This window comes from Sphingobacterium cavernae (assembly GCF_008520265.1).
GTDB classification, from domain to species: domain Bacteria; phylum Bacteroidota; class Bacteroidia; order Sphingobacteriales; family Sphingobacteriaceae; genus Sphingobacterium; species Sphingobacterium cavernae.
This window is the reverse complement of the sequence record NZ_VIQM01000097.1, coordinates 1-20463: the sequence shown is the minus strand read 5'-3', so window position 1 is coordinate 20463 and position 20463 is coordinate 1. Positions and strand designations below refer to the sequence as shown.

General features: G+C 30.4%; 20 protein-coding genes and 1 pseudogene. 15 read left to right on the top strand and 6 right to left on the bottom strand.

Annotation, left to right across the window (positions count from 1 at the left end; genetic code table 11):
• The first annotated feature begins 19 nt into the window (after nt 1-19).
• A complete protein-coding gene (locus FLS47_RS16340; RefSeq protein WP_223225383.1) occupies nt 20-3481 on the top strand; it encodes a malectin domain-containing carbohydrate-binding protein in 3462 nt (1153 codons plus the stop codon).
• Nucleotides 3482-3535: 54 nt separating this feature from the next.
• On the opposite strand, the gene FLS47_RS16335 is transcribed toward FLS47_RS16340, so the two are convergent.
• A complete protein-coding gene (locus FLS47_RS16335; RefSeq protein WP_149915394.1) occupies nt 3536-4423 on the bottom strand; it encodes an AraC family transcriptional regulator in 888 nt (295 codons plus the stop codon).
• Between the two features lie 513 nt (nt 4424-4936).
• Between FLS47_RS16335 and FLS47_RS16330 the strand changes: the two genes are divergently transcribed.
• The 4 genes and pseudogenes from FLS47_RS16330 to FLS47_RS16315 form a co-directional block, all read left to right on the top strand.
• Nucleotides 4937-5767, top strand: a complete 831-nt coding sequence (locus FLS47_RS16330) for a helix-turn-helix domain-containing protein (protein ID WP_149915393.1) — start codon at nt 4937-4939, stop codon at nt 5765-5767.
• Between the two features lie 65 nt (nt 5768-5832).
• On the top strand, nt 5833-6444 hold the full coding sequence (locus FLS47_RS16325) for a DUF417 family protein (RefSeq protein WP_149915392.1): 612 nt from the start codon (nt 5833-5835) through the stop codon (nt 6442-6444).
• Nucleotides 6445-6832: 388 nt separating this feature from the next.
• Nucleotides 6833-8011 (top strand): N-acetylmuramoyl-L-alanine amidase, encoded by a 1179-nt coding sequence (locus tag FLS47_RS16320; RefSeq protein ID WP_149915391.1) that lies wholly within the window; start codon nt 6833-6835, stop codon nt 8009-8011.
• 12 nt (nt 8012-8023) lie between these two features.
• Nucleotides 8024-8284 (top strand): annotated as a pseudogene (locus tag FLS47_RS16315) (transposase); the annotation flags it as partial.
• A 359-nt stretch (nt 8285-8643) separates the two neighbouring features.
• Here the strand turns inward: FLS47_RS16315 and FLS47_RS16310 are convergent.
• Nucleotides 8644-8985 carry a hypothetical protein gene (locus FLS47_RS16310; protein WP_149915390.1) on the bottom strand — a complete coding sequence of 114 codons (342 nt, stop codon included), beginning with the start codon at nt 8983-8985 and terminating at the stop codon, nt 8644-8646.
• A gap of 523 nt (nt 8986-9508) precedes the next feature.
• Here FLS47_RS16310 and FLS47_RS16305 point away from each other — a divergent pair.
• The gene (locus FLS47_RS16305; protein WP_188347467.1) at nt 9509-10705 is read left to right on the top strand and encodes a tyrosine-type recombinase/integrase; all 1197 of its coding nucleotides are present in this window, start codon (nt 9509-9511) and stop codon (nt 10703-10705) included.
• 8 nt (nt 10706-10713) lie between these two features.
• Here FLS47_RS16305 and FLS47_RS16300 read toward each other — a convergent pair whose 3' ends face one another.
• Both FLS47_RS16300 and FLS47_RS16295 read right to left on the bottom strand, forming a co-directional pair.
• Nucleotides 10714-11202 carry a GNAT family N-acetyltransferase gene (locus tag FLS47_RS16300; protein WP_149915388.1) on the bottom strand — a complete coding sequence of 163 codons (489 nt, stop codon included), beginning with the start codon at nt 11200-11202 and terminating at the stop codon, nt 10714-10716.
• Nucleotides 11171-11488, bottom strand: coding sequence for a type II toxin-antitoxin system TacA family antitoxin (locus FLS47_RS16295; RefSeq protein ID WP_149915387.1), 318 nt, complete (start codon nt 11486-11488; stop codon nt 11171-11173). Before FLS47_RS16295 ends, FLS47_RS16300 begins: the two co-directional genes overlap by 32 nt.
• 78 nt (nt 11489-11566) lie before the next feature.
• Here FLS47_RS16295 and FLS47_RS16290 point away from each other — a divergent pair, with 78 nt between their 5' ends.
• From FLS47_RS16290 to FLS47_RS16250, 9 genes are all read left to right on the top strand, one after another.
• Nucleotides 11567-12565, top strand: a complete 999-nt coding sequence (locus FLS47_RS16290) for a hypothetical protein (RefSeq protein ID WP_149915386.1) — start codon at nt 11567-11569, stop codon at nt 12563-12565.
• Nucleotides 12566-12891: 326 nt separating this feature from the next.
• On the top strand, nt 12892-13167 hold the full coding sequence (locus tag FLS47_RS16285) for a helix-turn-helix domain-containing protein (RefSeq protein ID WP_149915385.1): 276 nt from the start codon (nt 12892-12894) through the stop codon (nt 13165-13167).
• A gap of 101 nt (nt 13168-13268) precedes the next feature.
• Nucleotides 13269-14270: an AAA family ATPase gene (locus FLS47_RS16280; protein WP_149915384.1), complete on the top strand. Its 1002-nt coding sequence runs from the start codon at nt 13269-13271 to the stop codon at nt 14268-14270.
• A 251-nt stretch (nt 14271-14521) separates the two neighbouring features.
• Nucleotides 14522-15181, top strand: coding sequence for a hypothetical protein (locus tag FLS47_RS16275; protein WP_149915383.1), 660 nt, complete (start codon nt 14522-14524; stop codon nt 15179-15181).
• A 34-nt stretch (nt 15182-15215) separates the two neighbouring features.
• Entirely contained in the window at nt 15216-15410 is a 195-nt protein-coding gene (locus FLS47_RS16270; protein WP_188347466.1) for a toprim domain-containing protein, read from the top strand.
• A gap of 117 nt (nt 15411-15527) precedes the next feature.
• Nucleotides 15528-15917 (top strand): hypothetical protein, encoded by a 390-nt coding sequence (locus FLS47_RS16265; protein WP_149915381.1) that lies wholly within the window; start codon nt 15528-15530, stop codon nt 15915-15917.
• Nucleotides 15914-16867 (top strand): relaxase/mobilization nuclease domain-containing protein, encoded by a 954-nt coding sequence (locus tag FLS47_RS16260; protein WP_149915380.1) that lies wholly within the window; start codon nt 15914-15916, stop codon nt 16865-16867. Before FLS47_RS16265 ends, FLS47_RS16260 begins: the two co-directional genes overlap by 4 nt.
• Before the next feature lie 11 nt (nt 16868-16878).
• Nucleotides 16879-17499, top strand: coding sequence for a hypothetical protein (locus FLS47_RS16255; protein ID WP_149915379.1), 621 nt, complete (start codon nt 16879-16881; stop codon nt 17497-17499).
• The gene (locus FLS47_RS16250; RefSeq protein ID WP_149915378.1) at nt 17475-17753 is read left to right on the top strand and encodes a hypothetical protein; all 279 of its coding nucleotides are present in this window, start codon (nt 17475-17477) and stop codon (nt 17751-17753) included. Before FLS47_RS16255 ends, FLS47_RS16250 begins: the two co-directional genes overlap by 25 nt.
• A gap of 108 nt (nt 17754-17861) precedes the next feature.
• Here FLS47_RS16250 and FLS47_RS16245 read toward each other — a convergent pair whose 3' ends face one another.
• Nucleotides 17862-18308, bottom strand: coding sequence for an ASCH domain-containing protein (locus tag FLS47_RS16245; RefSeq protein WP_149915377.1), 447 nt, complete (start codon nt 18306-18308; stop codon nt 17862-17864).
• Nucleotides 18292-20385, bottom strand: a complete 2094-nt coding sequence (locus FLS47_RS16240; RefSeq protein WP_188347465.1) for a GNAT family N-acetyltransferase — start codon at nt 20383-20385, stop codon at nt 18292-18294. The genes FLS47_RS16245 and FLS47_RS16240 overlap by 17 nt, the downstream gene beginning before the upstream one ends.
• Nucleotides 20386-20463: the final 78 nt, after the last annotated feature.

Here is a 20463-nt window from a genome sequence, read left to right as displayed (position 1 = left end):
TATGTGCACAATATTTTTTGTGTCAAGTTGCCTGTTTTGTAAGGCTCAGGAAATAAGAATTGTAAAGTCCTTAAATGAAGAATGGAAAACAACTTTGGATAGCAATCATTCCTTGAATGCTGAAGTTGTTACGACACTTCAACCATCAATTAAAAAGAATTGGACATCTGTATCCGTTCCACACAATTGGGATGATTATTTTGGTTACAGACGATTATTTCACGGTAATCTTCACACTACAGCTTGGTACAGTAAGGCTTTTGTAACGCCTCCTGTAGCTTCTCAAAAGAGATTCTATTTATTCTTTGAAGGAGTAGGTTCGTACGCTACAGTATGGTTAAATGGTGTAAATGTCGGCAGTCATGCAGGAGGACGCACAACATTTACATTAGATGTGAGTCAAGCAATTCGAAAAGATAAAAAAGAAAATATACTTGTGGTAAAAGCTGAACATCCTTTGAATATTAGAGATTTGCCTTGGGTAGATGGAGGTTCATCGACTGAACGAGGATTTTCTGAAGGTTCACAACCATTAGGTATATTTAGACCTGTATCATTAATCATTAAAAGTGCTATTAATATAGCTCCTTTTGGAACACATTATTGGAATGAGACAAATATTTCAAAAGAAAAGGCTATCATCAAGCAAACTGTAGAACTTGTTAACAGTACGAATGCAACAGAAAATATTACTGTTCGAACAAAGGTTTTGGATCTACAAAATAAACTGATTTTTAGTTCACAAAACAATTTAGAATTACCTGCTAATGAAACAAAAGTATTTTCATTATCTGATCTACAGGTTCGCAATCCAAAAATTTGGTCTATTGAACAACCCAATTTGTATGCATTAGAAACTTCTATCATACAAAATGGTAAGGTTGTAGACCAGCAGATTACAAATTATGGTATTCGGAAAATTACATGGACCAAGAATACGGAAGGAGAAGGATATAGTAGAGTTTATTTAAATGACAAACCTGTTTTTATAAATGGGATTGCAGAGTATGAACACAAGTTTGGCAATTCGCATGCCTTTACAGATGAAGAAGTATATGCACGTGCTAGCGAGATGAAATCATTAGGTTTTAACTCCTTTCGTGATGCACATCAACCACATAATTTGAGATATCAGGATTATTGGGACAAATCTGGCATGCTACTTTGGACACAGATGTCTGCACACATTTGGTTTGACAACCCGAGTTTTAAAGAAAATTTCAAGAGACTATTAATTCAATGGGTCAAAGAAAGACGAAATAGTCCATCGGTTTTTTTATGGGGTATACAAAATGAAAGTAAACTTCCAGAATATTTTGCGAAAGAATGCACAGAAATTATTCGGCAGTTAGATCCTACGGCATCTATTCAACGTTTGGTAACAACATGCAATGGTGGTAAAGGTACGGATTGGGATGTTCCTCAAAACTGGACTGGAACGTATGGAGGCCATCATAATACATATGGAGAAGATTTAAAAAGACAGAAACTTGTCGGAGAATTTGGAGCTTGGCGAACATTAGAACTCCATGCTGAACAACCGTATCTACCCAATGATAATGTTTATTCAGAAGGACGTTTCACAGAGATATTAGAGACAAAAATTAGGCTTGCAGATTCTGTCAAAAAAGAAATTGTTGGTCACTACCATTGGTTGTGGACATCACATGATAATCCTGGTAGAGTACAAGGTGGTGAAGGCTTTAGGGATATGGACAAGATTGGCCCTGTCAATTACAAAGGTCTTTTGACACCTTGGTTAGAACCAACAGATGCCTATTTTATGTATAGAGCGAACTATGCGCCGAAGTCGGATCCCATGATTTACATCGCTTCTCACACGTGGCCTAATAGATGGCTCGAGCCGGGTATTAAGAACGATATTCGCATATATTCTAACTGTGATGAAGTGGAACTGTATAATGATATCGATAACATATCCCTTGGCAAACAAGCAAAAGGAAAAATCGGCACACACTTTCAATTTAATCAAGTGGATGTGAAGTATAATGTACTGTATGCTGTAGGAAGAATAGCCAATAAAATTGTTGCACGAGATACTATAGTCTTGTTCAACTTGCCGCAAAGTCCTAATTATGCTAGATTAATAGACCGTAAATCAACTTTACTTAAAGCAAATAAAAACTTAAATTATCTCTATCGAATTAATTGTGGAGGAGATAATTATACGGATTCATTTGGTCAAAAATGGTTAGCTGATAAGCATTACGATGCTGGAAATTGGGGATCGCACACTTGGACAGATTCTTTCGAAGAAATTAATCCATTATTTGCAAGTCAACGTCGAGTATTTGATCCTATCAAAGGGACGGCAGATTGGCCAATATTCCAAACATTCCGATATGGATTGCATAAATTAGGTTATACTTTTCATATACCGAATGGAGAATACGAAATAGAGTTGTATTTCTCTGAACCTTGGATTGGAACTGGTGGTGCAGCAGATGCTTCGGGAAGAAGATTATTTGATATTAGTATAAATAACCAAACTGTTGAGAAAAATCTAGATTTATGGAAATCAGCAGGTCATGATACCGCTCTAAAAAGAACATATCATGTGAAAGTGAACAACGGAAAGCTGGTCATCAAGTTTCCTAAAGTATCTGTAGGGCAGGCTATAATTAATGCAATCGCTATTGGTGCTTTGGAACAGAAATTGACTCCCATAGTTGATGAACCTTACAATATTCTTGTGAACTCAGCAAAGGATTTGAAAATTAATTCGGCTTTGGATATTGGAACTGTGTATGATTTGGAGAAACAAAAATTTATTAATGATTTAGCACCTAGTTTGTACGGAAGCGATTATTTTGTACCAAATTCTGTTGATGTGCGAAAGCAAATAACGCTTGCTTTCAAATATGCTACAAATTTATATTTGATTACGAATAATCAACCGAAAGATTTTGAAAATACAGGGGATTCTGTAAGAAATAATCTAGGAGTTAAGTTTGCAGTAAATCGAAAAATGCTAGCTCCAAATGAAAATTTTATATTGGCGAATAAACAAGGTGTTGAATTTGTTGCCTATCAAAGACTGAGTGGAATTCAACCGGCATATGATCTTAAGAAACCTTCAATTTATAAAGCAAGCGAGAGTAATGTTTTTAAAAATGTATCAAAAGTTCACTTTAACGACCAAGATAGAATGAAATTTTTGGATACTAGTCAGAGCATGATTGGTTGGACATTTCAAGTTGGTGCGGCTGATGTATATGCTTTAACATTTAAATATCATAATCCATTTAAAGAATCTAAAAAGGGCTATTATGAATTAGTATATCCAGATGGTACAGTTCTAAAAGCAAAGACAGAAGTTTTATTTGATCCAACTCGTGAAGGTAAATGGAATTATCTCAATGAAAATACAACTACTATGATTAATGCAGGAACTTACATCGTAAAATTGTATTCGGAGGATGCTTCTGGTGTGATGCTTGATTACCTAGAAGTAAAATAAAAGCAGTAGACAAACTAATGCTATTTAGAGGCATTAGTTTGTCATCATATATTTTTATACTGTTATTTTAGATCGCACCAAGTATTTTTTCTTGTATTCCATTGGAGTCAAATTGGTTACTCTTTTAAAATGTCTATAAAAGTTGGATACATTGTTAAAACCGCATTCAAAACAAATGACTTCAGTTGGTAAAAGATTTTCCACTAATAGTCGACAGGCATGACTTATGCGAATTTCAATTAGAAAATCATTGTATGTTTTCTTTGTCATGGATTTAAAATAGCGACAAAATGAAGTCACACTCAGGTGTGCCATATTAGCTACATCCTCTAAATTAAGATCTTTACGGTAATTGGCATACGTATAATTCAACACATCATTCAAACGTTTATTGTCTGTCTCATTGCCTGGATTATATGTGCTTTGAACATTCACTAATGTCTCATAATCTTGATTTTCAGCTAATAATTTTAATATAGATAGAAATGTGATAATTTTATCCATTCCCTCCTCGTGCACACATTGGCGCATAAGATTAGCTATTTTCGTTTTATTTTCACCTTTGATGACCATCCCTTTTTTGGATATCTCATACAGATGAGGAATCAAATACATCTCTGGCATCGACAAAAACTGCTTGCCTAAAAAATCTGGATGAAACTGAATAACAATAGCTTCTACTTGAAAATTGGGGTCATTGTTATAATATTCCTCATTACAACGCCAAGCGTGAGATAGCATACTACCGACTAAAATTATTTCATCCGGCTCGAACTTGCTGATGTTGTCACCTATAAATCGAATTCCGTGGCCTTTAATAGTATAGTGTAATTCTATTTCTTCGTGGTAATGCCAGACATTGCCGAAGTTTGGCATTATATCATGACGTGCTACAAATGAGTTTTCGAATTGTGACGGTACTTTCCTAAATAAAGGTTTCATAGTAGAAATTGAATAGTAAGAATCTGCTTAATTGAAGTAATTAAATTACTTCAATTTATTCTATAATTCGAAAATACATAGTAACAATTTAAAAACAAAAAATAGTGATTAGCTATACTAAATGTATAATTTTCCAGCAATTAATTGTTTGTGTGGTTGATTTGAATATAATGTGGTATAATTCGCGATATTAATTTGGATGTATAAAAGCCTATTACAATGGGTAAAATTCTAGAATATTTTGAAAAAGACATACTTTATTCTATTCCTATTTTGTGCTTTTAATAGTGTCTAGGCACAACAAGTAAAATTAAAAGGAACAATCTTAGAATATCATTCTAAAGACATCTACACTATAATAAATTAAATTTATGAGAAAATGTATTTTTAATAAATCTCAATATCATCACAAGAAATTAGCTGACTTGATTAAATTTCCAAAAGTGAATTTGGGGAGAAATAGTTTTAATGCTTATCTTTTCGAAAAATCATAATTTAATTCAAGAATATTCCATGCACAAAAGTATAAGGATTTACGATTACGATTCTTCTGTTGGACATATTAAGCTGAATGATCCTTATTATTATGTTATTTTATTAAAGCATGTAAAATCCATTTCTATCAATTTAGTAGCATACAAAACTGCAGATTTTACGGTCTTATTTTTAACACCTTATCAATTACTAAACATAGAATTACCATCGAATTCTATGGTAAAGGTATTGCAGTTTCATGCTGATTTTTACTGCATAGAATACCATAAGAAGGAAGTGGCGTGTAATGGTGTGCTGTTCAACAATATTTTTGAACGACCTCTAATTGATACATCCTCAAATTTCATTGCTGAAACGTATGTTTTATTCAATCATATACAAAGTATTCAAGTTGCGAAAGAGTCTTATAATCTTTCTATCATGAAAGCGTATTTGCAATTGATATTAGCACTATGCAATAAGGAGATGTTGCTACAAAGACAGGATTATGCTCCTAAGTCCAGTATTGTTTTAGCTGATTTGCGCAATGTGATTAATGCTAATTTTATTGAACAGAGATCTGTTCAGTTCTACGCTGATTATTACAAGATGAACTTGAATAGTTTTAGTAAGCGCGTCAAACTCGAATATGGCAAATCTCCTCTGGTTTTAATTCAAGAACGATTAATATTAGAAGCCAAAAAACTACTTCATCTTACGTATAAAAGTATCAAAGAAATAGCTTTCATATTAGCATTTGAAGATGTTTTCTATTTCAGTAGATTTTTCAAAAAACATGTCGGTGTTTCTCCCAAAAGATTCAGAGAAGAAATTGGAATTGCAGAAATTGCTGAAAAGTCCATAGATTGATTTTATTTGTCCATTTATACTGCCACATGAAAGTTCTAATTTAGCGTAGCTTATATTTAGGACTTATGAAATCTATACTTACGTTTTTTGCATATTCTACAATTTCTTTTACTCATTTTTTGCGCATTGCAATATTTGTCGTGATGGCATGGATTGGTGGCTTGAAAATTTTTCAATATGAGGCGGATGGGATAGTGCCGTTTGTGATTAATAGCCCGTTTATGAGTTTTTTCTATTCAAAAACAGATGTTATGGCTTATAACAAAGATGGTGTTTTGGTGAAAGAATATAACCTGCATAAGAATCCTGAAGGCTTAGTTGTACAAAAAAATATAGAATGGCATACTGAAAATGGAACTTATGTGTTTTCGTATGGTTTGGGATTAGTGATTTGTATTATCGGTACTTTGGTATTACTTGGGATTTGGTTGCCAAAAATTGGTTTCTGGGGAGGTATATTAACATTCGGGATGTCTATTGTTACGCTCTCTTTTTTGATTACTACTCCCGAAGTATATGTACCCAATTTGGGAGGTGATTATCCAACGCCACATTATGGTTTTCCATACCTTTCTGGAGCTGGTCGTTTGGTGTTGAAAGATATTATCATGATGGGAGCAGGGTTAATAATTGCGTCAGAATCAGCTAAACAGTGGCTGAAAATTAAAACTACTTAACAATTACAACTTTATATTTTTAAATTCCTGCGGAGTGAATAGCACGTGTCTTTTAAAGAATTTTGTGAAATTGGACTTGTCTGACGCTGGTATTTGCTTACAATACCAACTCCAAATAGCCATTATGCTTGTGTGCTTGGGTATGTCTTTTATTGTTGTCAAATTCAGCAACTTTTATAAGTTTTTTCGATTGAATTTTATCATTTAACAATGATTTGTTTGCTCTTCATGAATATGAATTGAAATGTATCCAAGAAACAAATCATTTTCAATAAAAAATCTATCTTTACCAAGTACCATTTGTGCTAAGAAATGAATTGAATTTTAAAGGAATTCACATAAACTAAAGATTTACAGATGTTCGAATTGAATTTCAAATCTAAAACCTATGAAAACCATTTTGTTTACAATTTTTCCAATTGCTTTATTTGTTTCGATATTACTTCCGGCAAGCGCTCAAGAACCTTGGATTGGTAGAACCACTGGAGACTTGCCTTATATGGAATATTGTGATGGTATAGTTAGATTAGGAGCTGATAAAATGACTTTTATCGATTCTGCAGTGCGATTGGTAGTAATAGATTCAGTAGAAAATAGATATAAAGTCAAGTTATCCGAAAATTGGCAAGCGTATATCCCTAAACGCTTTATTAAGCGTGGTTTTGAAGGGTTAGAAGCTAAAGTCACTACTAATTTTTTAACTGGTTCTTGGCATTTGTCTGCCAAAGAAAAGTATGACGTACTGACTGTCGCGCTACCTGATCGACTTCCATATAGAAGTTTTCAGTTAGTAGAACCCAATAAAATCGTTATTGATATTTTTGGAGCTGTTTCAAACACTACATGGATTACTCAATTAAGAAATGCACAGATAGTCAAGAATGTTTACCGTGAGCAGCTGGAGAAAGATGTTTTCCGAATACATATCGATTTGAAAGATACTCAAAATTGGGGCTATAGCGTTAATTATAGCAATAAGTCTCTGCGAATATGTGTTAAACATGCTCCCTCAAAATCAGGTATAAAGAATCTATTTATTGCCATAGATGCTGGTCATGGAGGGAGTGCCAAAGGGGCTGTTAGCTCAAATGGTACAGAGGAGAAAATATATAATTTGTTGTTTGCGAAAGAATTGGAAAGATTATTACGCAAGAAGGGTGTGAAAAATGTGTATTTGACCCGAAGCGAAGATGTGGATATTTCTACTACAGATCGCGTGCTTAAATTAAAAGAGGTAAAACCCGACTTACTTATCAGCTTACATTTTAATGCATCATCTAGATCCGAGGTGAAAGGCGTAAGCACATATTACCACCATATGGGGAGTAGAGAAGTCTCTAAATATATTTTAGACGAAATGTTAGATTTAGGATTGAATGAATTTGGATTGATTGGTAATTTCAATTTTTTACTAAATTCTCCAACAGAATATCCGAATAGTTTGGTTGAAATCGCTTTCTTAAGTAATCCAGAAGATGAGAAACGCATACTTGACGAAAAATTCCATAAACAGACTGCTGACAAGATTTATAGAGGAATCGTAAAATGGTTGAAAAAAGTCCAATAACATTTAATTCCTATGACCACCTATTTCCGATACGATAAATCCATCCGAAAGTTGATCTACACGACTAACACGATCGAAGGATTTCATCGCCAAGTGCGTAAGGTCACCAAAACTAAAGGTGCATTCACCTCCGATATAGCGTTATTGAAATTGATTTATTTAGCACATAACAACATTAAGAAGAAATGGACGATGCCACTGGCCAATTGGGGAACAACAGCACAGAAATTAGCAATTTGGTTTCCGGGAAGAATGGTGTTAGATTTGCAATAAGAAAAATGGTTGAATTACCGCCCCGCGGGGCGGTAATTCAACCATTGACACAGTTTATTTTACACTCCCTTAATTAAAATGAAATCATCTGATAAATTTTCTAATTCTTTAACGACCTTCTGTTCTCCAATTGCACCATATAAATAATTATTCAGTTCATATATTATATTCTTCTTTCTATTTAAATTGTTTATATCTTTTACAGCACTTAGATTGATAGCAGTTTCAAAATTTGTCTCAATAAAAGAAAGTCTCTCATATTTATTTTTATACTCTTCTTGTAAATTTTTATATGACAGTAATACTTCATTTGAGAAGTTTTTCTCCTTATATTTTAACTTTCTTTTTTTATTTAATAATCAAACATTTTTAGAAATCTGATTAATAAAGTTATTAGGAATTATAGACTCTAATGATTTAATATTATTATTTAGAATTTCTATTTCTAATGTTAATTTTTTAATCGTCGCATCTTTTAATTCATCTATTTTTGATTGAATAAATGGTAATTCCGCATTTAGGGACTCTTTTTCCTTTAATATAATTTTTTCATGAAGACTTAGTACACTGTTCCTCAATTCTTCATATGAGTTTTTAAAATTGATAATATCTCTTACTGATTTGAAATCAGTAATATTATAATAATCTAGTCTTTCTTTTAAGGTCGTTAATGAACCAATTTTATTGTAAACTTTGCACAAAATATTATTTGATAAGCGGATTCATAATTTAAAAATTAAAGATAGTTAATCCTCAATAAAATTTGGACACGAAAATTTACATGGGGGTATAGATGTAAAGAATGAAGTCCAAATATTTCTACGTTTAATCTAAAAGTGAACCAAAAGTGAACCAAGATTGAACCAGATTAGAGGGTTTTTATTATGTTTTTTAGTAATTAGCATTAATTAATTAATTAATTAATTAACAGAGTGTTTACAGGCTCACTTCGGATTAAACAGGATTAAACAGCTGAATAGGAGAGGTTTAAAAACAAAAAATCCCCACATTTCTGTGAGGATTTCAGTGCTCCCAACTGTTCTAATTTGATTTTTTAGTTTATTTTAATATACTTTAGTGTATTGAAATACAGGTTGTTATGAATTTATTTTCAGAGTCTTTAATCCATTTTAATAGACTTTAATAGAAATTCTGCCCCCTATATTGCCCCCTACATTAAAGTTTGTTACAATGAGGTGTAATTTTGAAATTAGAAAAGACAAAGTGTCAAAAATTGGACTAGCACCAATTAGATTGGTAGTGAAACATGAGAAAATTAGAATTCGTAAGAATTTAGAAGTTAAGTCTGGAATTGATGACTGGGATTCAGAGACTGAAACAATCGTTTATTCAAAAAGTCATCCTTTTGCTAAGGAATATAAGGAATGGAATAAAACACTTTTTGAGATAAAGGATAAAGTTGATAATATATTTGAGTTCTTCAAGTACAATAGCATTGAATTTTCAGAAAAGCAGTTTTTAGAACGTTTTGAGTCTAATAATAAATCTGTAGCTATTGATTTCTTTCAAGCATTTGATGAATATATTAATGTTTGCAAATTGACTAAAGCTGAAAGTACAATTAAGAAGATAACCACTTGTAAGCATAAAATTTTTGAGTTTAAAGAGTTTTCTAAATTTCCTGTTCGCTTTGATAAGATTGATTATAGATTTGAGGAAGCATTTATGGATTATTGTTTTAATGTCAAAGGGTATTTGAACAACTATTACAGCCGTGTCATTGCAGTTTTAAAAACTTTTATGAGTTGGGGACTTCGTCGGGGTTACCATTCGAATCTTTCTTTTAAAGAGCTTAAACGAATTGAAAATGAAATAGAAGTCATTCGATTGACTTATGAAGAATTAATGATGCTCTATCGTTATGACTTTAAGAATGGTACTTTAAATAGATCGCGTGATATGTTTTGTTTCGGTGCATTTACTGGATTAAGGCATTGTGATGTATATGATGTAAGTGAAGCTATAATTGAAGAAGAACTGATTAGTCTAACCATTCAAAAAACAAAAACTTTCAATCATATTGTTCCAATAAATAATCATTTGAGTGAGTTGATTGAATTATATAAAGGAACTATTTACGAACCAATCCCGAAACTAAGGAGCCAAAAATTGAACGATAATTTGAAAAGGTGTTGTGAGATATTAGGATGGGATAAGAAAATAGTTTTAACTCGTTATCGCGGTGCTAATGCAGAAAAACGTGAATTTTACAAGTATGAATTAATAACAAGTCACGTGATGAGGAAAACATTTATTTCAGTATCTCTCGAATTAGGAATTCCAGAACGTGTAGTTAAAACAATAAGCAATCATAAAGATGAAAGAAGCTTTAGACGTTATGTGAAGCTAGAGAGTAAGTATTTAGTTGATGAAATGAGTAAATGGAATAAGGGAGCTTAATCCCTATTCTATTTAAATAAGTCAATTATTGTTTTTAGTGGTAAGAACATTCGATTTGAAGTTTTCAAAGGTACAAATCCAAGTTTAGCATAGAATTTTGTAGCAATATCATTAATAGGGTCAACAATGACAGCGTGATTTCCAACAAGTGCACTTATTTCTACGATACGTTTTAGAGCATCAATCAGTAATGTTTGCCCAAGTTTATTTCCTTGGTAATCTTTATGCACTGCCAAGCGACCTATTATGATAACAGGTATTTCAACATACTTTAATGACTTTGCTAAATCTTCTGGAATGTCTGAAAGGTCTATACTATTAGAAGAAAGCGTATAATATCCGATTACTTCATTGGCTTGATCTGCAATAACATAACAAACAGCTAATCGTTTTTTAATGTCTTGATTTGCATATTGTTTTAGATAATTGTCTAATTCATCAATACCACAAGAGAAGTTTTTGCGGTTATGATTTTTTTCTAAAACTGTGGAAATCATTAGGATTTGATGAATTTAATAAATCGTTATAATTACCTAATGCTGATTTTAAAGCTTTATTTGGAGTAGGAGGATTAAGTAAAGTTTCTACAAAGAGTACTTTATCATCCATTGACTTAAGTAGTCGAGTTTCTTCTTCGATGATTCTCTTGGCTTCATTTTTTGCTAATGAAACAATAAACTCTGAAACAGTTTTAAAACCACTTATTTCAGCAGCATATTTAATAAGGTCTTTGTTCTCCTTACTAATACGGATATCAATACGATCTGTTGCTATTGTTGCCATGATAACAAATAATTTATTAATACAAATGTACGTAAATATTCCGTACATTTAAAATAAAAAAAACAAACTATTTAAATAATGGAAGGAAAAGATAGTTCTAATGTGTCTAAGTATTATAATAATTTTAATATACTCTCGCCCGTAGAGCAATTAGTATCTCAAATTGGAAATGATGAGTTAAATGAAAGAGACTATGAAATCATAGCTTATATAGTTTATGAAAGTTTTTCATTTGATGAATTATTAGAGTTAGATGCATTATCTGTTCATGATTCAAGATTAAAATACATATTAGAAGAATATCCACCAAATTGGAATTATGCTTCTGTTGAAGATGTTATAAAAGATTTAGATGAATATGAGGGTAAATTGAATTTAAGCTTATATATATTCTTTTTGTTAAAGGCTAAGAAAAAATTCATCTCAAAATCTCCTAATACTTCTTCTATAGAAAAATGTCTAAATAAAATACTATTTAATATTAATAATAGAATTAAAGAAAGGCTAATAATTCTTGAATGTGATATGAAAGATTTTTATTCCTATAAAGATTCTTTTGGATTATTTCTAATCTATGAAAAAGAAGAGGCTTTAAAGAGATTTAGCAGTTTTATATCAAGATATTATCAATTACCCACATTTGAATTAATGCAGTTAAAATTTTATACACTTTTTGATCATGTTTTCAATATTATAGGTGATGAATTTATACCCTATTTAAATACAAGAAATTTTGATAATATAAGTACTTTAAATAATGAGAACGATTTATTTGCAACAAAAGATGAAATACGTAAGATCATAGAAATTCCTTTAGAATTTGATAAAGATGTGTTGGGACTTTTGAATAAAAAACATATTCTAAACAAGGAATTAGATTTTATGGACTTTGATACTTTTAAATTTCATGTTCACAACTTTTTCAAACCATATATAAAAGATAGTCGTAATGTAGAGGTTTTCATGGATCATATTACCAGTTACGATACAAAGTATGACTTCTTTACTTTAGAATTAGCAAGAAGGGAAATTATTCTGTCGTTTAAGGATGAGAAGAGGTACTTGTTAATTTTTTAGCCTTGATATATGAATTAGATGAGAATAAATTTATAAGTGGATGCAAAAGTAAGTTTATAGAAATACTTGACTTATATATACCTGATAATATTATTAGAAAAAGTAAAATAAAAGTTCAGTTGATGACAACGGTACATCCGAAATTACAGAAAGAAGATGATGAAAAGCTATTTGTTTTAAAGGTTGCGAGAGATAAAATGAGTAACTTAATTTACGGCAACAATTAATCGATTGTATCACAGCTGTTTATTTGAGTTTTTTTTGAAACATGTAAATCTTTTAAAATTTGTTCAAGCAAATGTTTGCTGATTTAAAACATTTAAAATATGAACAAATTTACATCGAAAGGTAATGTCGTTCTAGGTGATGACAACCTTAATCAATCTGACAATCCAATTCAAATTACATTACCCACAAAGGAAGATCGTATTGGATTAAAACAAGTTGCTGAGTTATTTGGTACAACTCCACAAACCATTTTGAACTGGCGCAAAAAGAATATAATACCTTATTATCAAATTAATAAGTTTACAAGACCATTCTATTCAAAGTCGCAATTGACCAAATTAGCGAGTCAAAATCAACATCTTATTAAACAATAAAAGTATTCAGTCTGGACACTGAATACTTTTAAATCTTTTTTATTTACTTGAAATACAGACAAATTTAACTAATTGTCTTGTGTTTCCATAATTAATATTTTATGGATAAAAATAAGCTTCAAGAATTATACGATAAATACTCTAATAATTCTAAATATAACATTTTAAAAGATTTAACCGCTAATGAGTGGTTGTCCAAAGGCCTTGAAATAGATATACCTAAACCTCTGTTTGGTAATATTTGGTCTGAAGGAGAGGTTGGAATACTCTTTTCTGATACTGGTCAGGGTAAGTCTATTTTAGCGGTACAAATTGCAGATAGTATAGCATCAGGTAAAGACATTTTAGGTCTTTCAAGTACTAAGCATGGAGTTTTATTTATTGATTGTGAACTCACGAACAAAAGTTTTCAAAGAAGATATACTGATGATAATAATCAAATATTTAGTTTCGATGATAAGCTAATTCGTGCTGAACTTGATACAGATAAAATAGTTAATAGTGATAAGTCTATTGAAACATTAATTATTCAATCAATTGTTGAAATCGTCATTAAACGTAATATACGGGTTGTAATAATAGATAATATAACTTATTTATCCGAATCAAATGAGAAGGCTAAGGAGGCAAATTCGTTGATGAAAGCTATTCTAAATTTATCACGTATAGGTTCATTAGCAATTTTGATCATTGCACATACTCCTAAACGTGAATTTTATAAAGCTTTACGGATAGAAGATATGGCAGGATCAAAGGCTTTAGCTAACTTCTGTGATGTGGCATTTTGTATCGGAGCTTCTCTTAAGTCTCCTAAAACAAAATATATCAAAGAACTAAAGAACCGAAATAATCCTATTGAATTTCATGATGATAATGTTATTGAGTGTGAAATTGACAAATCGGATGGTTTTTTAAAGCTTCAATATACAGGATTAGGGGCGGAAAGAGATCATGTTTTAAATGTAGGTAATATTTCTACTCAAGATGAAGAGGAGATATTCATTAAAGTAGCGAAAAAACATAAGCTTAGTAATGTTGAGATAGCGAAAATTCTTGGTAAGTCTGAAAAGACAATTAGGAACAAGTTAAATAAAATAGACTAAAAAGTCCGAGAAAGTCCAAGGTTGTTTTTTAACATAACTATTTATAATATAATTATTTATATCTGTTATTTAAATAAAAATATCTCGGACTTATGGAGTGTAACTATTATATAAAATATAAGTCCGAGGTCCGAATCTATATAGAATTAATATTAAAAATTGCAAGATGCTTATTATGAGTTGTTTGCGGATTTAATTTACACGAAATTTAGTGGAATCACCTCGGACTTTATTGTCCAATCTTAATAATAATGCAAACAAAAGAGATTAACTTGATACCAATCCCATTATTCTTAGAATCAATTTCAGTTTACCCAGAGAGAAAGTGTAATGGCTATTGGATGTATAAATCATTTTTAACTCCAAACCAACGTTCAGGAAGTCTTAAAGTATCTTCTAATAACCTTTGGATAGATTATTCATTGAATAATACAGGTGGTACATTAATTGACCTCATTTTAATGATATATCCAGAGTTGACTGTAAATGACATTGTGTATAGATTCAATTCGGGTATTTTTTCTTTTCAACAGCAAAGCAATTCTATAGCTATTGAAAAGAAAAAGGAAGAAGAGGGTATAATTATTCTAAATGATTATGATGTTTTAAGACAGCCATATTTGTTGAAATACCTTACCGAAGATAGGGGGATTTCTAATGTCGAAATGGCTTCAAGATATTTGAAAACATATCAATATCGATGGCGTAACTCAAATAAAGAATATTGGAGCTTAGGTGCTAAAAATTTTTTAGAAGGATATGTTTTGTTCTCTAAGAATTTTAAAACTGTCACTAAACAAGGTTATACTATTTTTGGGAACGTAGGTGCTCAAAGTCGTATATATTTTGAAGGAATTTTTGATTTTTTGAGTTTTTCTGATGATCTACGAGAATCAAGAACTACTGCATGAATACTGTGTCCTAAATTCTGTAAATAATCTAAAAATGTCTTTTGAGAATATTCCTTTTCAAAGAGATAATCCAAAGCAAACCATAGGTTTTTTCGATGCTGATATAGCAGGTGATAGAGCGACAGCATTATTAAAGATGGAGTCAGAAAAACATGGAATAAAATTCTATGATTACAGATCAACTTTCAAAGGAAAGGATTTGAATGATTTCTTGCTTGGAAAATATTAAAGATTAGAAGGGTCAAGATATGTCGAGTGGCAAACATAAGTTGCCATCGACTTCTTGCCAATTCCTCCATACTGTCGGAATTGGATTAACTAGAATGTTGTATAAAATTCAATTGTTATGAATGATTTATTTGATGAATTAGAACGCTTGATTAAGCAAAATAAACAAGAACCTAAGCTCAAAAATGAGGAGGGAACTTCAGAGGATAAAAGGACTTTTAGATGGTGTATACGTTTACGTAAATCTGAGTTCGAACGATTAAACGAACTGTCTGAAAAGTTAAAAATTAGTAAGTCTGATTTGGGTAGAAATTTACTTTTCTATAAAGCTAGAATTCCTAAAATGAGTCAAGAACAAAGAGAACTGATGATGGAAATAGCAAATCTCCGAACTGCTTTTTCAAGAATTTCTAATTATATGAAGTATGATTTGGATATGAAATTAAGAGAAGAAATAGCAGATACTATTTATAAAATAGAGGTGATTTATAAAAATCAAATTCGATGACTGGAAAAATTAAAGCTGTTAAAGGAAGTTCGCAAGGACTGGATTATCTTTTGAATGACAAAGGAACAGCGGTAGAGCTTTTACGAAATGGGGTTATTGGAAAGGATGGTTCAGAAATGTTTCGGGAGTTTAAGATGATGACACCTAACAATCCAACAAAAAACTTAGCATTGAGTATTGTCATAAGTCCACATAAAATCTATACTAAAGATTTCAATGAATCCGATTGGCAACAACTGTGTCAAGATGTTATAGCTAAGTTAAAACTAGAAGAACATCAATTTTTATGTGCCTTACATTCATCAAGAACAACTAAGCATGCTCATATTTATGCAAATCGAATTTCTAGTTCTGGAGCTACTTATTCAGATAAGTTTTTAGCTTTTAAAATGCAGGCAGCATATGATCAGATTTGTAAAGAGAGGGGTTGGTATAATGCCAAAGAAATAAATAAGCATTTGAATAAAGTAGAAAAGCAACACGCTTTAAAAGCTATCAGAGAAGAGCTAAGGAATCCCATAAATACATCTCTTGATAAATTTAAAGAAGGCCTGTTAAAAAGAGGCTATGAACTTCATTTGACAAAAAATAGTAGCGGTTATGTTGGTGGAAGAATTATTCCGACTGATTATAAAAAGGAGGCAACAAGCAAATTAGAAGATATAACTAAGAAAGGTGGATTTAAGTTTTCAGAATTGGATAAAGATCTTAGAGTAGAAACTATTTTAAACACGCTTGAACAGAATAAAATTAAGCTAGAGTTAGAAAAGCCAAAAGAACAAATATCAGAAGGTGTTGAAAATAAAATTGATCTGACTGAAGCTAAGTCTTTTAGTACGAGTATTGGAAATGCTTTTAATATTCTAGGAAGTTTTGGAGCTGGTGCAAATGATCAAGCTGATGAGAATCAAAAGATGAAAAAAAAGAAAAAGAACTATTACAGAAGGTAAATTGATAAGCTATGGAAGAAAAATTACTGGAATTGCTAAAATCTATTTTACAACGATTAGAGCAACTTGAAGATAAATTGCACAAGCAAGTTTGTGCTGACGAGGCTGATAAGAATAAAGTTATTGAAGAATTAAATCAAGTTTTAGAATTACATAAACAACAATCTATTAAGATCTTCAATACTAAACAATCAATTGAGCAGAAGTCATTAGATAATCAGGTTAATGTTTGTAAAGTTATTGATGCTGCATTAAAGAAAATTCAGGATGATTTTAATTCAACCGTACAAGGAGAAAATCTTAAAATCTTGAATGATAATTTTCAGTTGGTATCAGCTCAATTTAAAGATGATTATAAAAAAGTAGAAGCTGATTTGATTACTATCGAAAGGCGAATGAAAAAAGTGAGAAATCCTTATAGTATTTTTTTGTTTTCAATTGCTCTAATCGCTCTGTCATTTGGATTAATTGGATTTCTATCAATTCAATTGTCAGATACAGCTAGAAAACTTAAAAAGTTAGAAACCTATAACTTAAGGCAATATGAATTAGGGAGAATCAATAAATATTTTAAAGAAAATCCAGATAAATACAAATTATATAAAAAATGGGAAGACCTAGAAAAACAGTAGAACATCCAGTGGAAATAATGAAATTAATGGAATTGTATAAGAAATTTCAAGATGGAGAAACTATTATATCTTTAGCACGTAAATTAGATATGGACTCATTACTTCTTAATAACTGGATGAAAGAAATAGAAACTATTGACAAAATTCTTAAGTCCGAAGAAGTACATTATGAAGAAAAGGAAATTTGGAAAAATATGTATCTAAAAGCTGCGTATAGATTAGAGCAACTCGAAAATCAAAAGTCTGATAGTTAGTTATTTTACCTGCCGTAGGCGCCAACCTCCACAATAAACTTTAAAAAGATTTATTGTGGAGGTTGTTTTGTTTTGATCATTTAAAATGATTAAACCTACTTGGCTTTTTTAGTTTTTTTTATGAAAATTTTTGAGTGTAGAAAACTTATTTAAATATTTAAATGTTTGAGGGGGAGAAAAATTTGGATAAATAGCTTTGATTGCATTTAGGAAGATTGCGTCATCTAATTTATAGACATTTATTAATTCTATACCAATTGCCTTTCCTGAATTTTTGTAATACAAATCAAAATCGTCTTTACTTATGCCTAACTTATCAGAATATTTTTCCCACATTTCATGCGGTGATAAGGATATAATATTATTAATTACTGCTATAGCTGTAATCGCTTTTTTTGGTTTTGTAGTATATATGATTAATGATTCTCCTGGAGCAATATTTGGTTTAGATTTTCTTAATTCTATTGTTTTTTCTCCTGATAATATTTTATCGACAAATTTTTCGTGAATAGATATTAATAAAAATTTTGACATTAAATTACTGTTTTGTTTCATTATATATGTGTGTAAATATATCAGAATTTATTTTAACCGGTGAGACAAAATTATTATGTTTAAAATTATGTTCTTTTAATAATCTAATTAATTGAGTATAAGTTATAGTCCTATTGAAAGATTCAGAATTACTGAATTTTAAGATTTTAATTTCATTGTTTTCATTACCTTTAGTAAGAGGCATTATATGTTTATCCCAATCAAAAATTCCATATTTTTTGTGTTTTTTAAACAACTCTTTTGCCGATCCAACAATTATTTCATCCAAATAAGAAACACCAACAATGCATTTTTGTCTAGCAGAATTATTGTCAGAACTTGCATACCATAGAATTCTAGCAGGAAAAGTTTCTATATTGGGGTGGATATTTCTATAATATACATTCTCAATATTCCAAATCAATTTTGGTGATGAACCAAACAATGTTGATTTAGCAGAATTTGTATCGAATAGTTCTCTAGCATATATAGGTTTTATAGGTATAATGTATGTTGGAAGAAAATTTAAATCTAATTTGAGAGGCCAGAATTTCTTTTCTAAATAATACTGTAACCACGTAGGGTTACTATCTGTATTAAAAGTTGTGATTTTTGATTGAAGTGATTCTAATTGTGGAATTTTTTTACATATTTCAATCATATATTTTGAAAAATCATTATATTTTAAAATTTTGTTATTTAAAGCTTTAATAAATTGTTCTTCTACTTTAAAAAAACCTAATTGTTCAAAAATCGATAAATTGTAGTTATGTATATTATTGTCATTAATTATAATAAATGAAATGTTATTTTGTGACGCATAATTAATTATTTCATATAAATTTTGAATAATAACTGTGTCAGATAACTTATCTTTTATCACTCGTAATAAATCAACAATTAAATTATTTTGCAATTTATAATATCCAATTATTGAATAATATTCTTCTTTATTTTTAACAATATTAACTATACCCTTATTGTTTTGAATAACTTTAATTTTATCATGCAGCTCTCTTTTATTCTCAACTTTTGATGCTATGAAGAAATTCAGATGATTTAAATCATTAGTTGTTAATTTGTTTATGAAAAAATTACCAGCAGATAATTTTGATGGGTAGTAATTAAGACTATTTTTTAATTCATCAATTAATAAAGGAAAAGATTTAGGATGAAAGATTTTAAGGTTATACTTTTCTTCAATTATTGAAGATTTTCTTAATATACCATTATCAAGCGTAATGAAGTAGGATATGTTTGATACAATTGTTTCTGCAATTTGTCTACAATCAGATATATCATTTCTTCTATTTCCACTAAACAAATGTTTAAGTTCATCAGCAATCTGACTGACATCGAGTTTATTTAAATTTAATTCTTTATACGATTTAATAAATTCTCTACTTTTTTTATTTCTTTCTAAATTCTCATCCCTAAATATTTCATTAATTGTTTCAGAAGTAATATTGAATTCAAATTCTTCTGTTATCCAATCCTCGGTTAAAAATTCTATTTCAGGATCATTGTGTTCATAGAAGTGTATATCCCTTAATTTAGAAATAATATTAAAATCGATTACTACAGAAATTTTGTTTGAATTAATTGATGAAAATAAATCAGGCTTCCCAAAATTATACCACCAAGTTATCAGTTTAATTTCGGGATTATTACCTCTACTTGGTTTTTCATGTTTAGGTTGAAAATTATATTTTGTCCAAAATTTAATTGCCTGATGGTAATCACTTCGACAGCTCAATTTAATTCCAGCGACTTTATCTTTATATAACAAAACCAGATTATCGACTAGCTTTTTAGCGATACCAGTTCCTCTTAGATTTTCACATACACATAAATGAACAATTGAGACTGTTTGTGTTCTATATGTATAACGAAACTGTAAATAACCGACTATATCATTTTGATCATTTAAACAAATTAATATCCATTTCTTTTTTATGTGTTCCTCAAATGCATCTCGAGGCATCAATCCCAAAGTAGATCTATGTCTCTTCCATAGTTTTAAAATTCCTTCTAAATCATGTCGTTGAGTGGGTATTTCGGAGGGATAGTGCCAGTGTTTTCGGTCAAACTGTGCCACTTTTAAGATGCTGCAATTATATCAAAAAAAACTTATAAACCTCTTATATTTTTCCTTTACGGAGAGAATTTCCTTCTA

What these genes read in the sequence shown, in the direction of transcription:
- FLS47_RS16275 (WP_149915383.1), top strand. Translation starts at nt 14,522, where the DNA reads ATGCAAACAAAAGAGATTAACTTGATACCAATCCCATTATTCTTAGAA.
- FLS47_RS16325 (WP_149915392.1), top strand. Translation starts at nt 5,833, where the DNA reads ATGAAATCTATACTTACGTTTTTTGCATATTCTACAATTTCTTTTACT.
- FLS47_RS16330 (WP_149915393.1), top strand. Translation starts at nt 4,937, where the DNA reads ATGCACAAAAGTATAAGGATTTACGATTACGATTCTTCTGTTGGACAT.
- FLS47_RS16285 (WP_149915385.1), top strand. Translation starts at nt 12,892, where the DNA reads ATGAACAAATTTACATCGAAAGGTAATGTCGTTCTAGGTGATGACAAC.
- FLS47_RS16265 (WP_149915381.1), top strand. Translation starts at nt 15,528, where the DNA reads ATGAATGATTTATTTGATGAATTAGAACGCTTGATTAAGCAAAATAAA.
- FLS47_RS16300 (WP_149915388.1), bottom strand. Translation starts at nt 11,202, where the DNA reads ATGATTTCCACAGTTTTAGAAAAAAATCATAACCGCAAAAACTTCTCT.
- FLS47_RS16250 (WP_149915378.1), top strand. Translation starts at nt 17,475, where the DNA reads ATGGGAAGACCTAGAAAAACAGTAGAACATCCAGTGGAAATAATGAAA.
- FLS47_RS16295 (WP_149915387.1), bottom strand. Translation starts at nt 11,488, where the DNA reads ATGGCAACAATAGCAACAGATCGTATTGATATCCGTATTAGTAAGGAG.
- FLS47_RS16290 (WP_149915386.1), top strand. Translation starts at nt 11,567, where the DNA reads ATGGAAGGAAAAGATAGTTCTAATGTGTCTAAGTATTATAATAATTTT.
- FLS47_RS16245 (WP_149915377.1), bottom strand. Translation starts at nt 18,308, where the DNA reads ATGAAACAAAACAGTAATTTAATGTCAAAATTTTTATTAATATCTATT.
- FLS47_RS16335 (WP_149915394.1), bottom strand. Translation starts at nt 4,423, where the DNA reads ATGAAACCTTTATTTAGGAAAGTACCGTCACAATTCGAAAACTCATTT.
- FLS47_RS16280 (WP_149915384.1), top strand. Translation starts at nt 13,269, where the DNA reads ATGGATAAAAATAAGCTTCAAGAATTATACGATAAATACTCTAATAAT.
- FLS47_RS16260 (WP_149915380.1), top strand. Translation starts at nt 15,914, where the DNA reads ATGACTGGAAAAATTAAAGCTGTTAAAGGAAGTTCGCAAGGACTGGAT.
- FLS47_RS16320 (WP_149915391.1), top strand. Translation starts at nt 6,833, where the DNA reads ATGAAAACCATTTTGTTTACAATTTTTCCAATTGCTTTATTTGTTTCG.
- FLS47_RS16270 (WP_188347466.1), top strand. Translation starts at nt 15,216, where the DNA reads ATGTCTTTTGAGAATATTCCTTTTCAAAGAGATAATCCAAAGCAAACC.
- FLS47_RS16255 (WP_149915379.1), top strand. Translation starts at nt 16,879, where the DNA reads ATGGAAGAAAAATTACTGGAATTGCTAAAATCTATTTTACAACGATTA.